This is a genomic window from Streptosporangium sp. NPDC049078, from assembly GCF_040648855.1.
Taxonomy (GTDB): Bacteria; Actinomycetota; Actinomycetes; order Streptosporangiales; family Streptosporangiaceae; genus Streptosporangium.
Genome location: NZ_JBEZEL010000001.1, coordinates 494,395 through 511,589 on the forward strand (window position 1 = coordinate 494,395; position 17,195 = coordinate 511,589).

The following is a 17,195-nucleotide window of genomic DNA, read 5'->3' on the forward strand; positions in this document are numbered from 1 at the left end:
GCTTAACGCTTGCTGTACTGCGGAGCCTTACGGGCCTTCTTGAGGCCGTACTTCTTGCGCTCGGTGGCGCGGGCGTCACGGGTCAGGAAGCCGGCCTTCTTCAGCGGCGGGCGGTTGACCTCGACGTCCAGGGCGGTGAGCGCGCGGGAGAGACCCATGCGCAGGGCACCGGCCTGGCCGGTGACGCCACCACCGTTGATGCGGGCGATGACGTCGAACTGGTCCTCGGCGCCGAGCACCACGAAGGGCTCGTTCACGATCTGCTGGTGGACCTTGTTCGGGAAGTAGTTCTCAAGCGTACGGCCGTTGATCGTCCACTTGCCGGTGCCCGGAACGATGCGCACGCGGGCCACGGACTCCTTGCGACGGCCGGTGCCGTACGAGTTGCCGGTGGTGATGGGCTTGCGGACGGCGGCGTCGCCGCTGGCAGTGGACTCGGAGGTGTACTCGGAGGGGAACTCCTCCGCGGAGTACGCTTCCTGAGCGCCCTCGACGGGCGTCTCGACACCGGTGGGCTCAGCCACGGTTCTCCTCTTAACTTTCCTACTCGGCGTCGGCCGTCGGCCAACGCTGCTGGCGACAAGCAGCTAGTGACTACTGGGCGATCTGGGTGAGCTCGAAAGACACCGGCTGCTGCGCCTGGTGCGGGTGCTCGGAACCGGCGTAGACCTTGAGCTTCTTGATCATCTTCCGGCCGAGGGCGTTCTTGGGAAGCATGCCCTTCACGGCCTTCTCGACGGCGCGGTCGGGACGCTTGTCCATGAGCTCGCCGTAGGTCATGGAGCGCAGACCGCCCGGGTAGCCCGAGTGGCGGTAGGCCTTCTTCTGCTCAAGCTTGTTACCGGTCAGCGCGACCTTGTCGGCGTTGATGACGATGACGAAGTCACCGGTGTCGACGTGGTTGGCGAAGGTCGGCTTGTGCTTACCGCGAAGCAGGATCGCGACGTGGCTGGCCAGCCGGCCAAGCACGATGTCGGTGGCGTCGATGATGTGCCACTGACGCTCGACTTCGGCAGGCTTGGGTGTGTACGTGCGCACGGTCGTATGCCTTCTTTGGTCGCGTCTTCGGCGCTGTCGGAGAGGACAGCAACATGGTCGGTAGGTGCGGGCACACGACAGCCCGGACCTTCCGTCTCCAGATAAAGAGGAGATGACGCCGGACGCGCCGCGTATCGGTCTGCTAGAGGAGACCAATTCGCACACAACGAACTAGCAGGATACCGGCGCGGAGGAGCGCATGCAAAACGACATGACTCTCCGGCGGTTCCCCCGGCAGTCTACCCGCCACCGGCCGGTGCCGGGAAACCGGCACACACCGGGCGCCGAGATGATGATTTATCCCGATATACGGCGCTATATGTCGAATATCCAAGGTCGCCGCGAGCGGGGCGCCGAGACCCGGACGACCACGGAAAGGGGCCGGTCACCGCGTCGGAACCCCTCCGGGAGCGGGCTTGAAACGGAAAGGGGCCGGTCACCGCGTCGGAACCCCTCCGGGAGCGGGCTTGAAACCGGGCGGCGCGACGTTCCCCGAGAGGGGGCGCCGAACGACGAGTCAAGGACGATAGCGCCGGAACCTTCACAGAACGGTTCCAACATGTTCTCAGCATTCCCTTCTTCCTCACCGCAAACATCTCTATCTTTGATAGCGGTATGTGGCAGCTTCCTCACCCCGGGCATACCCAGCGAGCGCGCCTGCGCCGCATGGGGGTGTTCGTGTGCCTGCTCGCGGTTCTGCTCGTCGGCTTCATCATCGGCCGGGGCAGCCGCGACGAGAAGGCCGCCGACCAGATCTACCTGAACGACACCGGGCCCGTACGCCCCACACCCAGCGGCGCACTCGCCGGCCAGGTCGAGCGCGCCCCGCTCTCCCGGGTCGCCCGCTCCACCCCCGCCCCCGAGGACCGGCGCCCGCGCCCCACCCCGACCCCCGGCACGTCACTCGGCGACTCCGGCGGCTCCGGCGAGGACGGCCCCTCCCGCCTCCTCCTCAACGGCGACGACGGCGGCGCCACCTCCGCCCTCGGCGCGATGGAGCGTGAGGTCGTCCGGCTCGTCAACATCGAGCGCAGGCGGGCCGGATGCGTACCGCTGCGGATCGACAGGAGACTCACCGTCTCGGCCAGGAGGCACTCGGCCGGAATGGCGGCCACGGGCCGCCTCTCCCACAACTCCGCCGACGGCACCTCCCCCTGGGAGCGGATGGAGGCGACCGGCTACCGCGACGGCGGCGCGGAGAACATCGGGCGCGGCTACACCTCCCCAGACGACGCGGTGCGCAGCTGGATGGGGACGAGCGGCCACCGGCGCAACATCCTCAACTGCGAGCTCAGGGCCACCGGCGTCGGAGCCGTGCGAGGGTCCGACGGCCCCTGGTGGACCCAGGACTTCGGATACTCCTGAGCCAAGCGGCCCCGATACCGGGCTACGCTCGGCGCATGGGTTTTCCCGTGGAGCCGCCGCGCCGCCAGCCTTACAACCGGCCTGACGCGTCGCCGCCCGCACAGGGCCAGCACTGGTTCGACGCCTCGCAGAACAACCGCCCCCCCGACTCCCCCTCCCAGGCCCCACAGGCCCCCCGGCCGCAGGGACGGCCCATCGAGGCGCCCAACGAGCGGCCTCGCAAGGAGATGTGGAGCCCGTACGACGAGGGGCCCCGCTCACGCCGCCCGATCTACATCGCGGCCGGGGCGTTCGCGGCGCTGGTCGCCGCGGGCATCGGCCTCGCCGTGCTGGCCAACTCCGACCCCGACCCGGTGCCCGGCGCGACGGAGCCCACCGCCGCGGCCCCCCTCATCCCGCCCGCGAACACCGCGAAGGGCAAGTTCGGCTTCGCCTCCTCCCGCGCCACCGACCCGCACCCTCTCACCCTGAACGAGGTGTTCAAGAACAAGAAGATACGGATCGGCGGGCAGACCTACCTGATGACCACCCGCAGGACCGACAAGAAGTGCGACAAGGCCGTGGTCGGGGAGAAGCTCCAGAAGGCCCTCACCTCGGCGCGGTGCAACCAGCTCCTGCGCGCCAGCTTCCGCGACGCCTCGGGGAAGATCATCGGCACCGTGGGGGTCGCCAACCTCAAGACGTCGGCGGGAGCGTCCAAGGTCGTCTCGGCGAGCACCGGCAAGGAGCGCGAGGAATACATCAAACCGCTGCCAGGTAAGGATAAGGTCACCAAACTTCTCGGCACCGGCGAGGCATTCGTCGGCGAATGGCGCCACGGGCACTACGTGGTGATGGTCTGGTTCCAGTACAAAGACGGCCACATGCCAAAGAAAACCGAGGTCAAGAAGCTGAACCAGGCGGCCTTCGGCGCGGCGGACGCGACCGTCACCCCTGCCCTGGAGTCACGGACACTGACCGGAAAACGCCCCTGACCATGGGGTCATATCCCCACTTCGAGGCATGAATCCGACAGACGATACGGCCATACTCGCATGACGATCTCCGGCTGTCGCTAGGCTGCGTCGTATGCGTGGGCAGGAATCCGGGTCCGAGCACCAACGTGAAGCCGAGGGTTCGGCGACACCGGCGACGCCGCCGCCGAGTTTCGGCCAGCCCTCGCCCCACGTGCTGCGGACCGATCTCACAGACGACGAGCAACCCCCCGGCCCTTCCGGGTGGCCGGAGACGGCCCCGGGCGCGGCTCAGCCGTGGACGGTCCCCGGCGACGGCGCCCCCTACGACTGGTACGCCCAGCCGGAGGACGATCCGCCCGCCCCCTGGCCCGGCCCCGCGCACCCCGCGCCCCAGCCGGGACCGCTCTCATACCCGGAACCCTCCGGCCCCACGCGGCCCGAGTTCTCCTCCGACTCCGCGGGTTCCACCAGGCCCGAGTTCCCGCCCGGCCCCTCGCGGGACCCCCGACCGGATCTCCCCGGCCCACCCGGCTTCCCCTCCGGCCCGCCGCCCGGGTTCCTCCGGGGTCCCTCGCAGGACCCCCGGCCGGAGTTCCCCCGCGACCCCTCGGGCCCGCCGCCCGGGTCGCACCCACAGGCATCGGAATCCCTTCCCCGCGATCCCTCCGGACCGCCGGGATCTCCCTCCGGCCCCTCGCAGGCCCCCCGGCCCGAGTTCTCCCAGGACTCGGGTCCGCGACCCGAGTTCTCCCGCGATCCCTCGGGTCCGCGGCCCGAGTATCCCGCGGGTTCCTCGGGTCCCCGGCCGGAGTCCTCCCCCGGCTCCTCGGGCCCCACCTGGTCCGAGTTCTCCCGGCCGGAACCGGCCCCTCCGGCGTGGATCAACTCCCCCACCCCGCCGGAACCCTCACCTCCCGCCTGGCCCACCCCGGAGAACCCGAACGTCTCACCGCGGCCCGGTGGGACGCACGAGGGCGAGCGCCACGAGCACGGGGTTTCCTCGCCACGGGCCGACCAGCCGCTGTCCACCGCGCCCATCGTGCCGGGGGCACCCCCCTGGCAGCCGCCGCCCGCCTTCACGGCGGCGGCCGCGGGCATGCAGGTCTGGCCCTCCTCGGGTCAGGAGAACCCCTGGCCCGCCGCGACCGGCGAGCCGGTGTGGACCGACCCCGAGGAGAGCACCGCTCGCCCGGGAGAGCCCGGCGACATCGCCGTCTGGCCGCCGGACGCCACTCCCCCGCAGGAGCCGGACGAGAGCGACGACACCACGGCCGACGTCCGCGCCGCCGTGGCCGGCGCGCCCGGACACCCCGAGGAGGGAGACCTCCTCGCCTCCGGCCCTCTCCCCCCGACTCGGCAGAACCCTCAGCAGAGTCCGCCCCGCCAGGGGCCTGCCCAGCAGGCCCTCGCGCAGCCCTCTCCCGGACAGGCCACCCATCAGGTCTCCGTGTCCTCACCGGCCACCGGTCCACGAGACGAGAGCCCTCCCGCCCCGTCAGGTTCCGCCCCGTCCGGTCTCACTCCGTCCGGTCCCGCCCCATCAGATTCCGCCCCGTCCGGCCCCGGCCCCGCTCCGGGGGCTCCGCCCCCCATGGCCGCGCCCACCACCGCGTCCATGACCCAGCCCTTCACACGTCAGGAACCGGAACCGGTCTCACAGGTGCCCGCGCCTCCCTTCGGACAGGACACCCGCGACCGGACACCGTCCGAGGCCGCGCAGCCCTTCCCCCTGTCGGACCACACCCCACCGGGCGGCATCCCCGTCGTGACCGGCATCGCCCCCTCGTTCCCCGTTCTCCCGCCCCCGCCGGTGACCTCCTCACCGGCGGACGGGACCGCGGCGCTCCCCGAGAGCGGACCGGCGACGATGCGTGGGGCGTTCACCCCTCTCTCGGAGTTCACCCCCGAACCACCGCCCTCTCCCCCCGAGCCGACCCGCAGCAGGGCGAGTACGACCCTGCTCGCCGCCGTCGTCGCGGTCGTGGTGGTCGGCATCGGCACCGGGGCCTTCTTCGCCTACCAGTCGTTCAGCGCCAAGCAGTCGGCGAACGCGACGGATCCGATTCCCAGGTCGGGGACCCTCGACCCCACCGACGACCTGGACATCACCGGCGAGCCGGAGCCGATCAACACCACGATGCTCAACTCCGAGAAGACCGACCCCGGCACGATGACCGTGGCCGACGCCTTCGGCCAGAAGGTGTCCGTGGCCGGGACGACGTTCAAGCGGGTCAAGACCGACGTCACCGAGCAGTGTCAGAAGGCCGCGTCCGGCAGGTTCGGCGGCACCCTGCGCAGCCAGGACTGCCGCCGCGTGCTACGGGCGACGTACGTGGACAGCAAGCGGAAGTACGCCGTGACCACGGGGATCGCCGTGCTGCCCACCCGCGAGTCCGCGGTGGCGGCCGACAAGGCCAAGGATCTGGACAGCAACCTCTGGTTCCGCGGCCTTCCCTCCGCCGCCGGTACGGGAGGCGAGCGGGTGCACATCGCGGGCGGCTACGCGGCCGGGATGGTGTGGGGCCGCTACATCGTGTTCAGCTACGCCACCTTCAGCGACGGCCACACGCCGACCGCCAAGGAGAAGTCCCTGGGCAAGGTGAGCGGCGCCTTCCGCGACCAGACCGCGAAGGTCGTGGAGCGCCGCGTCACGAACTGATCGTCCGCACCCGGCGGGTCTCCGCGGCCCGCCGGGCGAGCTCGCCCGGCGCGGGGTAGCGCACCTCCTCCAGGCAGAGCCCGTGCGCGGGCGCGACGTGCACCCCCGAGTCCCGTACGGCCCGCGACAGCACCTCTCCCGGCCAGCCGACCGGGAGCCGGCCCTCACCGACGGGCAGCAGCGATCCGACGAGCGCCCGGACCATGGAGTGGCAGAACGCGTCGGCCATCACCGTCGCCACGACGAGGTCGCCCTCACGAACCCAGTCGAGCCGCTTGAGCTCCCGGATCGTGGTCGCGCCCTCGCGTCTCCTGCAGAACGCGGCGAAGTCGTGCTCACCGAGGAGAGCGGCGGCGGCCGCGTTCAACCTGTCCACGTCGAGGGGCCTGTTGTACCAGACGACCTCGCGGCGGCGGAGCGGGTCGACACCTCCGGGGGCGTCGGACACCCGGTAGGCGTAGCGCCTCGACAGCGCCGAGAACCGCGCGTCGAAGCCCTCAGGAGCCACCGTGACGTGATGGACACGGACATCGGGGGGCAGGACTCCGGCGAGTCTCCTGCGCATGGCAGAGAGCCTCTCGCCGAGCTCCCCCTCGGATCCCGGCTCGGGGTCCTCGCCCGCGGCCCCCCTTCGGCGCCCACGGCCGTCCAGCGCGCCGAACGCGCCGGGATCCAGGTCGACATGGGCCACCTGACCTCGGGCGTGCACACCGGCGTCGGTCCGCCCGGCCACGGTCAGCGCCGGAGGCTCGGGAAGCCGCAGGATCCTGCCGAGTGCCCCCTCGATCTCCCCCTGGACCGTACGCCGTCCGGGCTGCTTGGCCCAGCCGGAGAAGTCGGTGCCCTCGTAGGCGAGATCCAGCCTCAGCCGTACCACGATGGTTCCCCATGAGACTTGGCGAGCCGCCATCCGGCGGACTCGGGAAGTGTTGACGTGCTCTTCGGCTCGCCGCGGGCCGGCGGTTGTCCGGCATCGGACGATCAGGGCGCGGGACCCGTAGCCGAAACGGGCGGCGGAGCCGTGAACACCGAGCGTTCCGTCCCCGCCCTCGCCACCGCCGCGACGGACGGAAAAGGCCCGGCGCTCACCGCCACCGCGATCCTTCGCGGTGGCGGCGCTCGCGACGGACGGAAAAGGGCCCGGCGCTCCCTGTGGAGGGAGTGCCGGGCCCTTTCACGGGGCCTGAGAGATCAGGCGTTGTCCTTCTTGGCCTCGGTCTCCTCGGCGGGAGCCTCGGTCGTCTCCTCGGAGGCCTTCGTCTCCTCGGTGGTCTCGGCCTTGGTCTCCTCGACCTTGGCCTCTTCCGCCTTGGGCTCGGCGGCCTTGGCGGCGGCCGGGGTCCGGCTGGTCGTGACCTTGTTCAGCGGCTCGGACACCAGCTCGATCACGGCCATGGGGGCGGCGTCGCCCTTGCGGAGGCCGATCTTGGTGATCCGGGTGTAGCCACCGGGACGCTCGGCGAAGGTCGGGGCGATCTCGGTGAAGAGGTGGTGGACGACACCCTTGTCCCTGACGATCGTCAGCACCTGGCGACGGTTGTGCATGTCGCCCTTCTTCGCCTTGGTGATCAGCTTCTCCGCCACCGGACGCAGACGCTTCGCCTTGGCCTCGGTGGTCTTGATCCGGCCGTGCTGGAACAGCTGGGTGGCGAGGTTCGCCAGGATGAGCCGCTCGTGGGCCGGGCTGCCGCCGAGACGGGCACCCTTGGTGGGCCTAGGCATAACGTTCTCCTTGGGAGTAAACCCGCCCCGGCCGTACGAGGTACCGGGGTCGGGCCGAGGGCCGCGAGGCCCTCGTCATCGTGAAACGCGGTGACACCCGAGGTGACGGGAGGCCACCCGGTGTCGCGGAGCGCCGTGAGGCGCCCCTGGACTCAGTACTGCTCGGTCTCGACGTAGGCGCTGTCGTCGTCGTCGTAGCCGCCGCCGGCCACCGCGCTCGGGTCGAACCCGGGCGGGGAGTCCTTGAGCGCCAGCGTCATCTCGTGCAGCTTCTGCTTGACCTCTTCGATGGACTTGGCGCCGAAATTCCTTATATCGAGAAGGTCCTGCTCGCTGCGGGCCACGAGCTCACCCACGGTGTGGATGCCCTCGCGCTTGAGGCAGTTGTAGGAGCGGACCGTGAGGTTCAGCTCCTCGATCGGCAGCGCGAGGTCGGCGGCGAGGGCCGCGTCCGTCGGCGACGGGCCGATGTCGATGCCCTCGGCCTCGACGTTCAGCTCGCGGGCGAGACCGAACAGCTCGACGAGGGTCTTACCGGCGGAGGCCACCGCGTCGCGGGGCTTCATGCACGGCTTGGTCTCGACGTCCAGGATCAGACGGTCGAAGTCGGTGCGCTGCTCGACTCGGGTCGCCTCGACCTTGTAGGTGACCTTGAGCACCGGGGAGTAGATGGAGTCGATCGGGATGCGACCGATCTCCTGGCCCGGCTGCTTGTTCTGCGCGGCGGAGACGTAGCCGCGACCGCGCTCGACGGTCAGCTCCATCTCCAGCTTCGCCTTGCCGTTCAGGGTGGCGATGCGCAACTCGGGGTTGTGCACCTCGACACCGGCCGGAGGCGCGATGTCGGCGGCGGTGACGTCGCCGGGGCCCTGCTTGCGCAGGTACATCACCACGGGCTCGTCGTGCTCGGAGGAGACGACCAGGTCCTTGAGGTTCAGGATGATGTCGGTGACATCCTCCTTGACGCCCGGCACGGTGGTGAACTCGTGCAGCACGCCCTCGATGCGGATGCTCGTCACGGCCGCGCCCGGGATGGACGACAGCAGCGTGCGGCGCAGCGAGTTTCCGATGGTGTAGCCGAAACCCGGCTCCAGCGGCTCGATGATGAACTTGGACCGGGTCTCCTCAAGGGATTCCTCAAGGAGGGAGGGACGCTGAGCGATCAGCATGTGAAATCTCCCTTGCATGGCGGCGCCCGCTATTTGACGCCGCTCGAACAACAGCATAGGTGCCGTACGGCGAATCGCCGTACGGCACCGGCAGGAGCGCTACTTGGAGTAGAGCTCGACGATCAACTGCTCCTGGACCTGGGTATCGATCTGCTGACGGACCGGGAGCTGGTGGACCAGGACGCGCAGCGCGTCCGGGATGACGCCGAGCCACGCCGGGTACGTCTTGTCACCGGCGGTGGCGCGGGCCACCTCGTAGGGCAGGAGGTTGCGCGACTTCTCGCGGACCTCGACGATGTCGTGCTCGCGCACCCGGTACGACGGGATGTCGACCTTCTTGCCGTTCACCAGGATGTGCCCGTGACGGACCTGCTGGCGGGCGGCGTCGCGCGACTCCGCGAAACCGGCGCGGTAGACCACGTTGTCGAGACGGCTCTCCAGGATCTGGAGGAGGTTCTCGCCGGTCTTGCCGGTCTTGCGGTTGGCTTCCTCGTAGTAGTTGTGGAACTGCTTCTCGAGGACGCCGTAGATGCGGCGGGTCTTCTGCTTCTCACGAAGCTGGAGCTGGTACTCAGACTCCTTGGGACGGCCGCGGCCGTGCTCACCCGGCGGGTAAGGACGGATCTCGATGGGGCACTTCGCGGACTCGCACTTCTTGCCCTTGAGGAAGAGCTTGGTCTTCTCCCTGCGGCAGAGCTTGCAGTCCGCACCCGTGTAACGAGCCATTTTCTATCTTCTCCTGGGCGTCAGACGCGGCGGCGCTTGGGCGGGCGGCAGCCGTTGTGCGGCACGGGGGTGACGTCCTGGATGGACCCGACCTCGAGTCCGGTCGCCTGAAGCGAGCGGATCGCGGTCTCACGGCCGGAGCCGGGGCCCTTGACGAAGACGTCGACCTTGCGCATGCCGTGCTCCATGGCGCGGCGGGCGGCGTTCTCCGCGGCCATCTGCGCCGCGAACGGGGTGGACTTACGGGAGCCCTTGAACCCGACGTGGCCGGCGCTGGCCCAGGAGATCACGTTCCCACTCGGGTCGGTGATCGAAACGATCGTGTTGTTGAACGTGCTCTTGATGTGGGCGTGCCCGTGAGCGACGTTCTTCTTTTCCTTGCGGCGCACCTTCTTGGGTGCACCCTGGCGGCTCTTAGGAGGCATTCTTTGCCTTCACTCCTGAGGTCTTCGGTCCTGCGGCTACGCGGACTACTTCTTACCGGGCTTCTTCTTGCCGGCCACGGTCTTCTTCTTGCCCTTACGGGTGCGCGCGTTGGTCTGCGTACGCTGACCGTGCACGGGAAGGCCACGGCGGTGCCGAATGCCCTGGTAGCACTGAATCTCGATCTTGCGACGGATGTCGGCCTGAACTTCGCGACGGAGGTCACCCTCGATCTTGAAGTTGGCCTCGATGTAGTCGCGCAGCGGCACCAGCTCTTCGTCGGTCAGCTGGTGAACCCGCAGGTCGCCGTTGACGCCGGTGGCCTTGAGGGTTTCGAGCGCACGAGTGCGTCCGATTCCGAAAATGTAGGTGAGAGCGATCTCCAGCCGCTTGTCGCGGGGGAGGTCTACACCAACCAGGCGAGCCATGGTCGGGCATTCTCCTTCGTTATGGCGGAGGTCCTGCGCCTCACTTCCCCTCCCCATGCCCGGGGTGAGGGCCCCGGCCTCCGACCGGGGGTCTCCTGCGGGGTACGGCGTGAGCCGCCTGCGCAGGTGTGAGACGCGATTACGTGAAAGCCCCACATGAATCGAGTCCGCCTCTTGGAGCGGACTCTCACGGGGCCTTTTTTGGAGCGACTAGCCCTGACGCTGCTTGTGGCGCAGGTTGTCGCAGATCACCATGACGCGACCGTGCCGGCGAATCACCTTGCACTTGTCACAGATCTTCTTGACGCTCGGCTTGACCTTCATAGTCCTATTCGTCCCTCAGACGCGCTTACTTGTATCGGTAGACGATCCGCCCACGACTGAGGTCGTAGGGGCTCAGTTCGACGACAACCCTGTCGTCAGGAAGGATTCGGATGTAGTGCATCCGCATCCGCCCGCTGATGTGGGCCAGGACCTTATGGCCGTTATCGAGCTGCACCCGGAACATCGCGTTCGGGAGCGACTCAACCACAGTGCCCTCGATCTCGATGGCGCCGTCTTTCTTGGCCATGTCCCTCGCGTTTCACTGATCGGTCGTCTGAGGCTTCGGAACACTAAGCAGCCGCGACCCAGCGCTTCGATGAGAGCGGCGGTTGCGACACCGCCGATGCGCAATGGTCATAGTGAACCGAAAAAGGAGTGTACGGCACCGGGCGAGGAAATGCGAAACACACGGCCGGTGCCTTGACACAACTGCTACGAAGGATACCGCAGATCCTGAGCGGGCTGGACGACACGACTCGGCACGCGAACACTCTCGCCCTCATTGTGGCACGTCCGACCAGGTCAGGCCAGCATCCCGGCGACCGGACCGAGCCGAGCGGCCCGACATCCCGCCGACCGAGCCGGGTTGGCCCGGTCGGCGTCCCGGCGGCCGAGCCGGGTGAGCCCGGTCGGTATCCCGTCGGCCGGACCGTGCGGGCGACACGGGAAGGCCCCCGGCGACGCCGCGCCGGGGGCCCGTTCGGCCGACCCTGTCGATCAACGTTCCCCGACCGGTTCTCCTTGATCAAGGCTTCTCGGTCGACGCTCCTCGATCACGTCCCGCTGAAAGGCCCCCCGCCCTCACCGGGCGCCCCCGAGGACCGCCCCCGCGGAAGGCCCCCGAGGGCCACCTCCGCGGAAGGCGTCGGAAGACGCCTCAGAAGGCGTCCCCCCAGCGGCCGCAGTCGTCGAACTTGTCGCGGCCCTCGCAGACCCTGATCTTGAAGTCGTCGAAGCCGCTGCTCTTCTTGAACCCGCCGAACTTGGTGAAGCCGGAGCGGCCGAAGGTGCTGAACACCTTGGTGTGCGAGCCGAACCTGTCGTGCCACTTGAACCACACGTAGCTGCGCTCACGATCACGGTCACGGTCGAACAGGTCGCCGTAGAACCAGTAGCGGCCGCCGCTGCTGGTCCAGTAGCCCTTGAAGTACGAGCGCCTGCCGAAGCTCTCGCCACCGCCGAAGCCCGAGTAGTACGGACCGAAGAAGTGCTTGCTCGACGCCTGGGTCTCCTGGGTCGCGACGGCGGACCCCGCGGAGGCCTGCGTGGCGGCCGTCGCGGACGGGGCGGCGACCACACCCGCGGCCAGCGAACCTGCCAGCGCCGCTCCGACCAGGGCTGTACGGATCTTGCTCATTGGATCTTCCTCCTGCGAACCGGGGTCCTGTCGTTCGGACACCGCTCACGTTAGGAAGATTCAACGCCATCATCTGTGGAGGAATGCACACTCAACGCCCAGAGTGCACTATTACCGCTTCTTGTCCCGCCCCTGGCCGCCGGCGATCGTGGCCACCAGCAACACCACACCCCACGGGCCCATCACCCACAGGGGCCACGGGTAGGGGAAGTCTCCGGTCAGCCCGATGATGAGCCAGATCACCCAGTTGACGCCGCTCGCCGTCGCCCAGACGGCCCATGCCTCCGCCATCCCCTTGCCCTGCTTGTTCTTCCCCTCGGCCGCCTTGGAGCGCTCAGGGGCGCGTGAGGGGACCTCGGGGAGCCGACGCAGGTCGACGTCGGGAAGGTCGGAGGTGAGGACGGCGAGCTCGCCGTACGTCTTGCTCGTGTAGAGCTGCTCAAGGCGCTCGTCGAACTCCTCCGTGGTCAGACGGCCCTGCGCGTAGTGCTCCCTCAGGACCGAGGCGACCTTGTCACGGTCTCCGTCGGAGGCTCGCATCTCCGGACCAGCCGCCATCTCAACCCCATCCGCTCGCCGGCGGGCCGAAACTAGCCCGCGTTTCCCAACAGGTCGGCAAGCCGCTCTTTCCCCCCGTCAAGGGCGGTCAATACCCAAGGACCATTATGTGTCACGGCGACGCTGTGTTCGAAGTGCGCGGAGACCTTCCCGTCGATCGTGACCACGGTCCAGTCGTCGGCGAGCACCTTGGTCCTGTCCGTCCCGAGGTTCACCATCGGCTCGACGGCGAAGCACATGCCGGGCTCGAACTTCGGGCCCCGGCCCGGCTTGCCGTGGTTGGCCACCCACGGGTCCATGTGCATCTCGGTGCCGATGCCGTGACCGCCGTACTCCTGCGGGATGCCGTAGCGCCCCTGGGAGCGGATGTACTTCTCCACCTCGTGCCCGATGTCGGACAGGTGACGGCCCACGGTGAGCGCGGCGATCCCGCGCCACATGGCCTCCTCGGTGACCCTCATCAGCTCGGTCAGCTTGGGATCGACCTCGCCGACCGGGACCGTGACGGCCGAGTCGCCGTGCCAGCCGTCCAGGATGGCTCCGCAGTCGATCGAGATGATGTCGCCCTCCCGCAGCGGACGGCGGTCACTCGGGATGCCGTGGACGACCTCGTGGTTGACCGAGGCGCAGATCGTCGCGGGAAACCCCTGGTAGCCCTTGAAGGAGGGGATCGCCCCCTCGTCCCTGATCGCCTTCTCCGCGATCGCGTCGAGGTCCAGGGGTGTCATACCCGGTCGGACGCTCTCCCTGAGCAACTGCAGGGTACGGCCGACCACGAGGCCTGCCGCCCGCATCTTGTCCACCTGCTCGGGCGTCTTCAGCTGGATTCCGTGCTTGTTCTTCTTGAACACCTGCGCACCCCCTGGGGTGGTTCAACGGGCGGTCCGGGATCCCAATTCCCCCGATTCTGCCCTAAATGACAGCACACCACCCATGGGAAACCCATGGGTGGTGTGCACCGTGCCGTCGTTCGGCCGGCCAGCGAAGGGGTCGCTAGCCGATGAAGGGCCTCAGGGCCTCCATCGCGCGCTGGGTGACCTCTTCCACCGGCCCCGTGGCGTCGACCCCGACCAGGATGCCCTCGTCGGCGTAGAAGGAGACCAGGGGCGCCGTCTGCTCCTGGTAGACCTCCAGACGGTGCCTGACGGTCTCCTCCTTGTCGTCGTCCCGCTGGTACAGCCGGCCCTCACAGGCGTCGCAGATGTCGTCCTTCTTGTCATCGAAGTCGACGTGCCAGATGCGGCCGCACTGGCTGCAGGTCCGGCGGCCCGCGAGCCTGCGGACGACCTCCTCGTCGTCGACCACGAGCTCCAGGACGATGTCCAGACCGACCTGGAACTCGGCGAGCATCTTCTTCAGGATCTCGGCCTGGGGCACGTTCCTGGGGAAGCCGTCGAGCAGGAAGCCGTCCTGCGCGTCGTTCTCGGCGAGGCGGTCGCGGACCATCGCGATGGTGACCTCGTCGGGCACGAGGTCACCGCGGTCCATGTATTCCTTGGCAAGCTTGCCGAGCTCCGTGCCGCCCGAGACATTGGCGCGGAAGATGTCACCTGTCGAAATCTTCGGGATCGACAGGTTCGATGCGACGAACTGGGCCTGTGTCCCCTTACCCGCTCCGGGGGGCCCGACCAGGACGAGGCGCACTACTTCAGGAAGCCTTCATAATTACGCTGCTGCAACTGGCTCTCGATCTGCTTCACGGTGTCGAGGCCGACACCAACCATGATCAGAATGCTCGTTCCTCCGAACGGGAAGTTCTGACTCGCGCCGACGAGCGCCAGCGCGACGATCGGCACCATGGAGATCAGGCCCAGATACAGCGCGCCTGGAGCGGTGAGTCGCGTGAGCACGTAGTTCAAGTACTCGGCCGTCGGGCGACCCGGGCGGATACCCGGGATGAACCCACCGTACTTCTTCATGTTGTCGGCGACTTCAACGGGGTTGAAGGTAATCGACACGTAGAAGTACGTGAAGAAGACGATGAGCAGGAAGAAGGTGATCATGTACGTCGGGGTGGTCCCGCCACCGCCGAACTCCTGCGAGATCCACTGGATGATCGGGTGCGGCTCTTCCTGGGTGTTCGAGAAGAGCGTGGTGATCAGCTGCGGGAGGTAGAGCAGCGAGGAGGCGAAGATGACCGGGATGATGCCGGCCTGGTTGACCTTGAGCGGGATGTAGGTCGACGTCCCGCCGTACATTCTGCGGCCGACCATGCGCTTGGCGTACTGCACCGGGATCCGGCGCTGTGCCTGCTCCACCATCACGACCAGGGCGATCATCGCGATACCGACCACGATGACCACGCCGAAGACGAAGCCACCCTTCTGGCGGGCGATGTTCAGCAGCTCGGACGGGAAGACCGCGATGACCTGCGTGAAGATCAGGATGGACATGCCGTTGCCGATACCGCGATCGGTGATGAGCTCGCCCAGCCACATGACGACGGCGGTGCCGGCGGTCATGGTCAGCACCATCGTGACGATGGCGAAGACGTTGTCCTTGTCGAGAAGGATCTCCTCGCGGCACTGCGGGAAGAGCTGGCCGCTGCGGGCGAGCGCCACGAAGGCGGTCGACTGCAGGACCGCCAGGCCGACCGTGAGGTAGCGGGTGTACTGCGTGATCTTGGTCTGCCCGGACTGTCCCTCCTTCTTGAGGGCTTCCAGTCGCGGAATGACCACGACGAGCAGCTGAAGAATGATGCTCGCGGTGATGTACGGCATGATGCCGAGGGCGAAAACTGAAAGTTTCAGAAGGGCGCCGCCGCTGAACAGCTGCACCATTCCGTAGATGTTGCCCGCGTCCCCCGCTTGCGCCTGGGTGAGACAACGGCTGATGTTCTCGGTATGCACACCCGGAGTCGGCAGGACCGACCCAAGTCGGAACAGCGCGATGATGCCCAAAGTGAAGAGCAGCTTCTTACGCAGGTCCGGCGTACGGAACGCTCGGGTAAATGCGGTCAGCACGGTCCCTCCTGCGCGCCTGAAAGGCGAGGTCGGTCAGCGATGGTGCGGGGGTGTTCCATCTTTGCCATATCCAGTCAATGAGCCCAAGGAAATGAGTCGAGGCCCACTGTCCAGCGAACTCTAACGCACTACGGGCGCGGGAGCCCATTACGAGCCCCCGCGCCGCGTGATGATAACGCCTACAGCTCGGAGACGGAGCCCCCGGCCGCGGCGATCTTATCCTTGGCGCTGGCCGAGAAGGCATGCGCCTCCACGTTCAACGCCACGGAGATGTCACCGGTTCCCAGAACCTTGACGAGTTGGTTCTTGCGAACCGCGCCCTTCGCGACGAGCGTGTCGACGGTGACGTCGCCACCCTCGGGGAACAGCTCGCCGAGCTTGTCAAGGTTGACGACCTGGTAGGTCGTCTTGAACAGGGCGTTGGAGAAGCCCTTGAACTTGGGCAGGCGCCGCTGCAGCGGAACCTGGCCACCCTCGAAACCGAGGGGGACCGTGTTCCTGGCCCTCGTGCCCTTGGTGCCACGACCCGCGGTCTTGCCCTTGGACGCCTCGCCGCGGCCCTTGCGGACCTTCGACTTGTTGGCGCCGGGAGCCGGACGCAGGTGGTGGATGCGGAGCGGAGTGTTCTCTGCCATGTCTAGTCGACCTCTTCCACGGTGACGAGGTGCGTCACCACGGTGACCATGCCGCGGATCTCCGGGCGGTCCTCCTTGACGACGACATCGCCGATTCGCTTCAGACCGAGCGAGCGCAGCGAGTCACGCTGGTTCTGCTTGCCACCGATCTTGGAACGGACCTGGGTAATCTTCAGGCGTGCCATGGACTAGCTCACCGCCTTCGCGGCCGCGGCCTCCGCGAGGCCCTCGGCGCGAGCCTTGAGCATCCTCTTGGGGGCGACGTCCTCGATCGGGAGGCCGCGGCGGGCCGCGATCTCCTCGGGGCGGCTGAGGCCCTTCAGGGCCGCCACGGTGGCGTGCACGATGTTGATCGGGTTGTCCGAGCCGAGCGACTTGGACAGCACGTCGTGAATGCCGGCGCACTCCAGCACGGCGCGCACCGGACCACCGGCGATGACGCCGGTACCGGGCGAGGCCGGGCGGAGGAAGACGACGCCCGCCGCCTCCTCACCCTGCACGATGTGCGGGATGGTGCCCTGGATACGGGGCACCTTGAAGAAGTGCTTCTTGGCCTCTTCGACACCCTTGGCGATCGCCGCGGGCACCTCCTTGGCCTTGCCGTAGCCGACACCGACCATGCCGTTGCCGTCACCGACGATGACGAGGGCGGTGAAGCTGAAGCGACGACCACCCTTCACGACCTTGGCCACTCGGTTGATCTTCACAACGCGCTCGATGTACGAGACGCCCTTGTCAGCGTTTCCACCGCGGCGATCGTCACGACGACCGTCACGCCGCTCGCCACCGGCGGCGCCACCGCGACGCGGAGCTCCGGCCATTAGTGGTTCCTCTTCTCATTCGTAAGACGGGCCATCGGGTGCGATCCTGGA

Annotated in this window: 21 protein-coding genes; 3 read left to right on the forward strand and 18 right to left on the reverse strand. The window is 68.0% G+C overall.

Features of this window, described 5'->3' with window-relative positions; all coding sequences use genetic code 11:
• Nucleotides 1-2: 2 nt before the first annotated feature.
• Both rpsI and rplM read right to left on the reverse strand, forming a co-directional pair.
• Nucleotides 3-524, reverse strand: coding sequence for a 30S ribosomal protein S9 (gene rpsI, locus AB0B90_RS01990; protein WP_350943295.1), 522 nt, complete (start codon nucleotides 522-524; stop codon nucleotides 3-5).
• 70 nt (nucleotides 525-594) lie between these two features.
• The gene (gene rplM, locus AB0B90_RS01995) at nucleotides 595-1,038 is read right to left on the reverse strand and encodes a 50S ribosomal protein L13 (protein ID WP_344746717.1); all 444 of its coding nucleotides are present in this window, start codon (nucleotides 1,036-1,038) and stop codon (nucleotides 595-597) included.
• Nucleotides 1,039-1,653: 615 nt separating this feature from the next.
• Between rplM and AB0B90_RS02000 the strand changes: the two genes are divergently transcribed.
• The 3 genes from AB0B90_RS02000 to AB0B90_RS02010 all read left to right on the forward strand — a co-directional run bounded on the left by AB0B90_RS02000 (nucleotide 1,654) and on the right by AB0B90_RS02010 (nucleotide 6,018).
• Nucleotides 1,654-2,403 carry a CAP domain-containing protein gene (locus AB0B90_RS02000; RefSeq protein ID WP_350943294.1) on the forward strand — a complete coding sequence of 250 codons (750 nt, stop codon included), beginning with the start codon at nucleotides 1,654-1,656 and terminating at the stop codon, nucleotides 2,401-2,403.
• 35 nt (nucleotides 2,404-2,438) lie between these two features.
• Nucleotides 2,439-3,377 carry a hypothetical protein gene (locus AB0B90_RS02005; RefSeq protein ID WP_362920295.1) on the forward strand — a complete coding sequence of 313 codons (939 nt, stop codon included), beginning with the start codon at nucleotides 2,439-2,441 and terminating at the stop codon, nucleotides 3,375-3,377.
• Between the two features lie 94 nt (nucleotides 3,378-3,471).
• On the forward strand, nucleotides 3,472-6,018 hold the full coding sequence (locus AB0B90_RS02010; RefSeq protein WP_362920297.1) for a hypothetical protein: 2,547 nt from the start codon (nucleotides 3,472-3,474) through the stop codon (nucleotides 6,016-6,018).
• Here the strand turns inward: AB0B90_RS02010 and truA are convergent.
• The 16 genes from truA to rpsE form a co-directional block, all read right to left on the reverse strand.
• The gene (gene truA / locus AB0B90_RS02015; RefSeq protein WP_350943289.1) at nucleotides 6,008-6,928 is read right to left on the reverse strand and encodes a tRNA pseudouridine(38-40) synthase TruA; all 921 of its coding nucleotides are present in this window, start codon (nucleotides 6,926-6,928) and stop codon (nucleotides 6,008-6,010) included. The two genes, AB0B90_RS02010 and truA, sit on opposite strands and share 11 nt — an antisense overlap.
• 281 nt (nucleotides 6,929-7,209) lie before the next feature.
• Complete coding sequence (gene rplQ / locus AB0B90_RS02020) at nucleotides 7,210-7,740, reverse strand: 50S ribosomal protein L17 (RefSeq protein ID WP_362920299.1); 531 nt, start codon at nucleotides 7,738-7,740, stop codon at nucleotides 7,210-7,212.
• A gap of 152 nt (nucleotides 7,741-7,892) precedes the next feature.
• The gene (locus AB0B90_RS02025) at nucleotides 7,893-8,909 is read right to left on the reverse strand and encodes a DNA-directed RNA polymerase subunit alpha (RefSeq protein ID WP_089210160.1); all 1,017 of its coding nucleotides are present in this window, start codon (nucleotides 8,907-8,909) and stop codon (nucleotides 7,893-7,895) included.
• A 99-nt stretch (nucleotides 8,910-9,008) separates the two neighbouring features.
• Nucleotides 9,009-9,635 carry a 30S ribosomal protein S4 gene (gene rpsD / locus AB0B90_RS02030; RefSeq protein WP_350943285.1) on the reverse strand — a complete coding sequence of 209 codons (627 nt, stop codon included), beginning with the start codon at nucleotides 9,633-9,635 and terminating at the stop codon, nucleotides 9,009-9,011.
• Between the two features lie 20 nt (nucleotides 9,636-9,655).
• Nucleotides 9,656-10,060: a 30S ribosomal protein S11 gene (gene rpsK / locus AB0B90_RS02035; RefSeq protein WP_012887860.1), complete on the reverse strand. Its 405-nt coding sequence runs from the start codon at nucleotides 10,058-10,060 to the stop codon at nucleotides 9,656-9,658.
• Between the two features lie 45 nt (nucleotides 10,061-10,105).
• A complete protein-coding gene (rpsM, locus tag AB0B90_RS02040) occupies nucleotides 10,106-10,486 on the reverse strand; it encodes a 30S ribosomal protein S13 (RefSeq protein WP_306859572.1) in 381 nt (126 codons plus the stop codon).
• A 210-nt stretch (nucleotides 10,487-10,696) separates the two neighbouring features.
• Entirely contained in the window at nucleotides 10,697-10,810 is a 114-nt protein-coding gene (rpmJ, locus tag AB0B90_RS02045; RefSeq protein ID WP_003956441.1) for a 50S ribosomal protein L36, read from the reverse strand.
• A gap of 25 nt (nucleotides 10,811-10,835) precedes the next feature.
• Nucleotides 10,836-11,057: a translation initiation factor IF-1 gene (infA, locus tag AB0B90_RS02050; RefSeq protein WP_012887858.1), complete on the reverse strand. Its 222-nt coding sequence runs from the start codon at nucleotides 11,055-11,057 to the stop codon at nucleotides 10,836-10,838.
• 630 nt (nucleotides 11,058-11,687) lie between these two features.
• Nucleotides 11,688-12,167: a hypothetical protein gene (locus AB0B90_RS02055; RefSeq protein ID WP_362920301.1), complete on the reverse strand. Its 480-nt coding sequence runs from the start codon at nucleotides 12,165-12,167 to the stop codon at nucleotides 11,688-11,690.
• Between the two features lie 111 nt (nucleotides 12,168-12,278).
• Nucleotides 12,279-12,725, reverse strand: coding sequence for a DUF1707 domain-containing protein (locus AB0B90_RS02060; RefSeq protein WP_362920303.1), 447 nt, complete (start codon nucleotides 12,723-12,725; stop codon nucleotides 12,279-12,281).
• Nucleotides 12,726-12,757: 32 nt separating this feature from the next.
• The gene (map, locus tag AB0B90_RS02065) at nucleotides 12,758-13,576 is read right to left on the reverse strand and encodes a type I methionyl aminopeptidase (protein WP_350943281.1); all 819 of its coding nucleotides are present in this window, start codon (nucleotides 13,574-13,576) and stop codon (nucleotides 12,758-12,760) included.
• Nucleotides 13,577-13,718: 142 nt separating this feature from the next.
• On the reverse strand, nucleotides 13,719-14,369 hold the full coding sequence (locus AB0B90_RS02070) for an adenylate kinase (protein ID WP_350943280.1): 651 nt from the start codon (nucleotides 14,367-14,369) through the stop codon (nucleotides 13,719-13,721).
• Nucleotides 14,369-15,688 (reverse strand): preprotein translocase subunit SecY, encoded by a 1,320-nt coding sequence (gene secY / locus AB0B90_RS02075; RefSeq protein WP_350943279.1) that lies wholly within the window; start codon nucleotides 15,686-15,688, stop codon nucleotides 14,369-14,371. Before secY ends, AB0B90_RS02070 begins: the two co-directional genes overlap by 1 nt.
• A gap of 179 nt (nucleotides 15,689-15,867) precedes the next feature.
• A complete protein-coding gene (rplO, locus tag AB0B90_RS02080) occupies nucleotides 15,868-16,323 on the reverse strand; it encodes a 50S ribosomal protein L15 (protein ID WP_350943278.1) in 456 nt (151 codons plus the stop codon).
• A gap of 2 nt (nucleotides 16,324-16,325) precedes the next feature.
• Entirely contained in the window at nucleotides 16,326-16,508 is a 183-nt protein-coding gene (gene rpmD / locus AB0B90_RS02085; protein ID WP_012887849.1) for a 50S ribosomal protein L30, read from the reverse strand.
• Between the two features lie 3 nt (nucleotides 16,509-16,511).
• Complete coding sequence (gene rpsE / locus AB0B90_RS02090) at nucleotides 16,512-17,144, reverse strand: 30S ribosomal protein S5 (protein WP_329089955.1); 633 nt, start codon at nucleotides 17,142-17,144, stop codon at nucleotides 16,512-16,514.
• Nucleotides 17,145-17,195: the final 51 nt, after the last annotated feature.

What these genes read in the sequence shown, in the direction of transcription:
- rplQ (WP_362920299.1), bottom strand. Translation starts at nt 7,740, where the DNA reads ATGCCTAGGCCCACCAAGGGTGCCCGTCTCGGCGGCAGCCCGGCCCAC.
- AB0B90_RS02060 (WP_362920303.1), bottom strand. Translation starts at nt 12,725, where the DNA reads ATGGCGGCTGGTCCGGAGATGCGAGCCTCCGACGGAGACCGTGACAAG.
- AB0B90_RS02010 (WP_362920297.1), top strand. Translation starts at nt 3,472, where the DNA reads ATGCGTGGGCAGGAATCCGGGTCCGAGCACCAACGTGAAGCCGAGGGT.
- AB0B90_RS02000 (WP_350943294.1), top strand. Translation starts at nt 1,654, where the DNA reads ATGTGGCAGCTTCCTCACCCCGGGCATACCCAGCGAGCGCGCCTGCGC.
- AB0B90_RS02025 (WP_089210160.1), bottom strand. Translation starts at nt 8,909, where the DNA reads ATGCTGATCGCTCAGCGTCCCTCCCTCCTTGAGGAATCCCTTGAGGAG.
- rplO (WP_350943278.1), bottom strand. Translation starts at nt 16,323, where the DNA reads ATGGCAGAGAACACTCCGCTCCGCATCCACCACCTGCGTCCGGCTCCC.
- rpsM (WP_306859572.1), bottom strand. Translation starts at nt 10,486, where the DNA reads ATGGCTCGCCTGGTTGGTGTAGACCTCCCCCGCGACAAGCGGCTGGAG.
- rpmD (WP_012887849.1), bottom strand. Translation starts at nt 16,508, where the DNA reads ATGGCACGCCTGAAGATTACCCAGGTCCGTTCCAAGATCGGTGGCAAG.
- infA (WP_012887858.1), bottom strand. Translation starts at nt 11,057, where the DNA reads ATGGCCAAGAAAGACGGCGCCATCGAGATCGAGGGCACTGTGGTTGAG.
- AB0B90_RS02055 (WP_362920301.1), bottom strand. Translation starts at nt 12,167, where the DNA reads ATGAGCAAGATCCGTACAGCCCTGGTCGGAGCGGCGCTGGCAGGTTCG.
- rpsE (WP_329089955.1), bottom strand. Translation starts at nt 17,144, where the DNA reads ATGGCCGGAGCTCCGCGTCGCGGTGGCGCCGCCGGTGGCGAGCGGCGT.
- rpmJ (WP_003956441.1), bottom strand. Translation starts at nt 10,810, where the DNA reads ATGAAGGTCAAGCCGAGCGTCAAGAAGATCTGTGACAAGTGCAAGGTG.
- rpsD (WP_350943285.1), bottom strand. Translation starts at nt 9,635, where the DNA reads ATGGCTCGTTACACGGGTGCGGACTGCAAGCTCTGCCGCAGGGAGAAG.
- rpsK (WP_012887860.1), bottom strand. Translation starts at nt 10,060, where the DNA reads ATGCCTCCTAAGAGCCGCCAGGGTGCACCCAAGAAGGTGCGCCGCAAG.
- AB0B90_RS02005 (WP_362920295.1), top strand. Translation starts at nt 2,439, where the DNA reads ATGGGTTTTCCCGTGGAGCCGCCGCGCCGCCAGCCTTACAACCGGCCT.
- truA (WP_350943289.1), bottom strand. Translation starts at nt 6,928, where the DNA reads ATGGCGGCTCGCCAAGTCTCATGGGGAACCATCGTGGTACGGCTGAGG.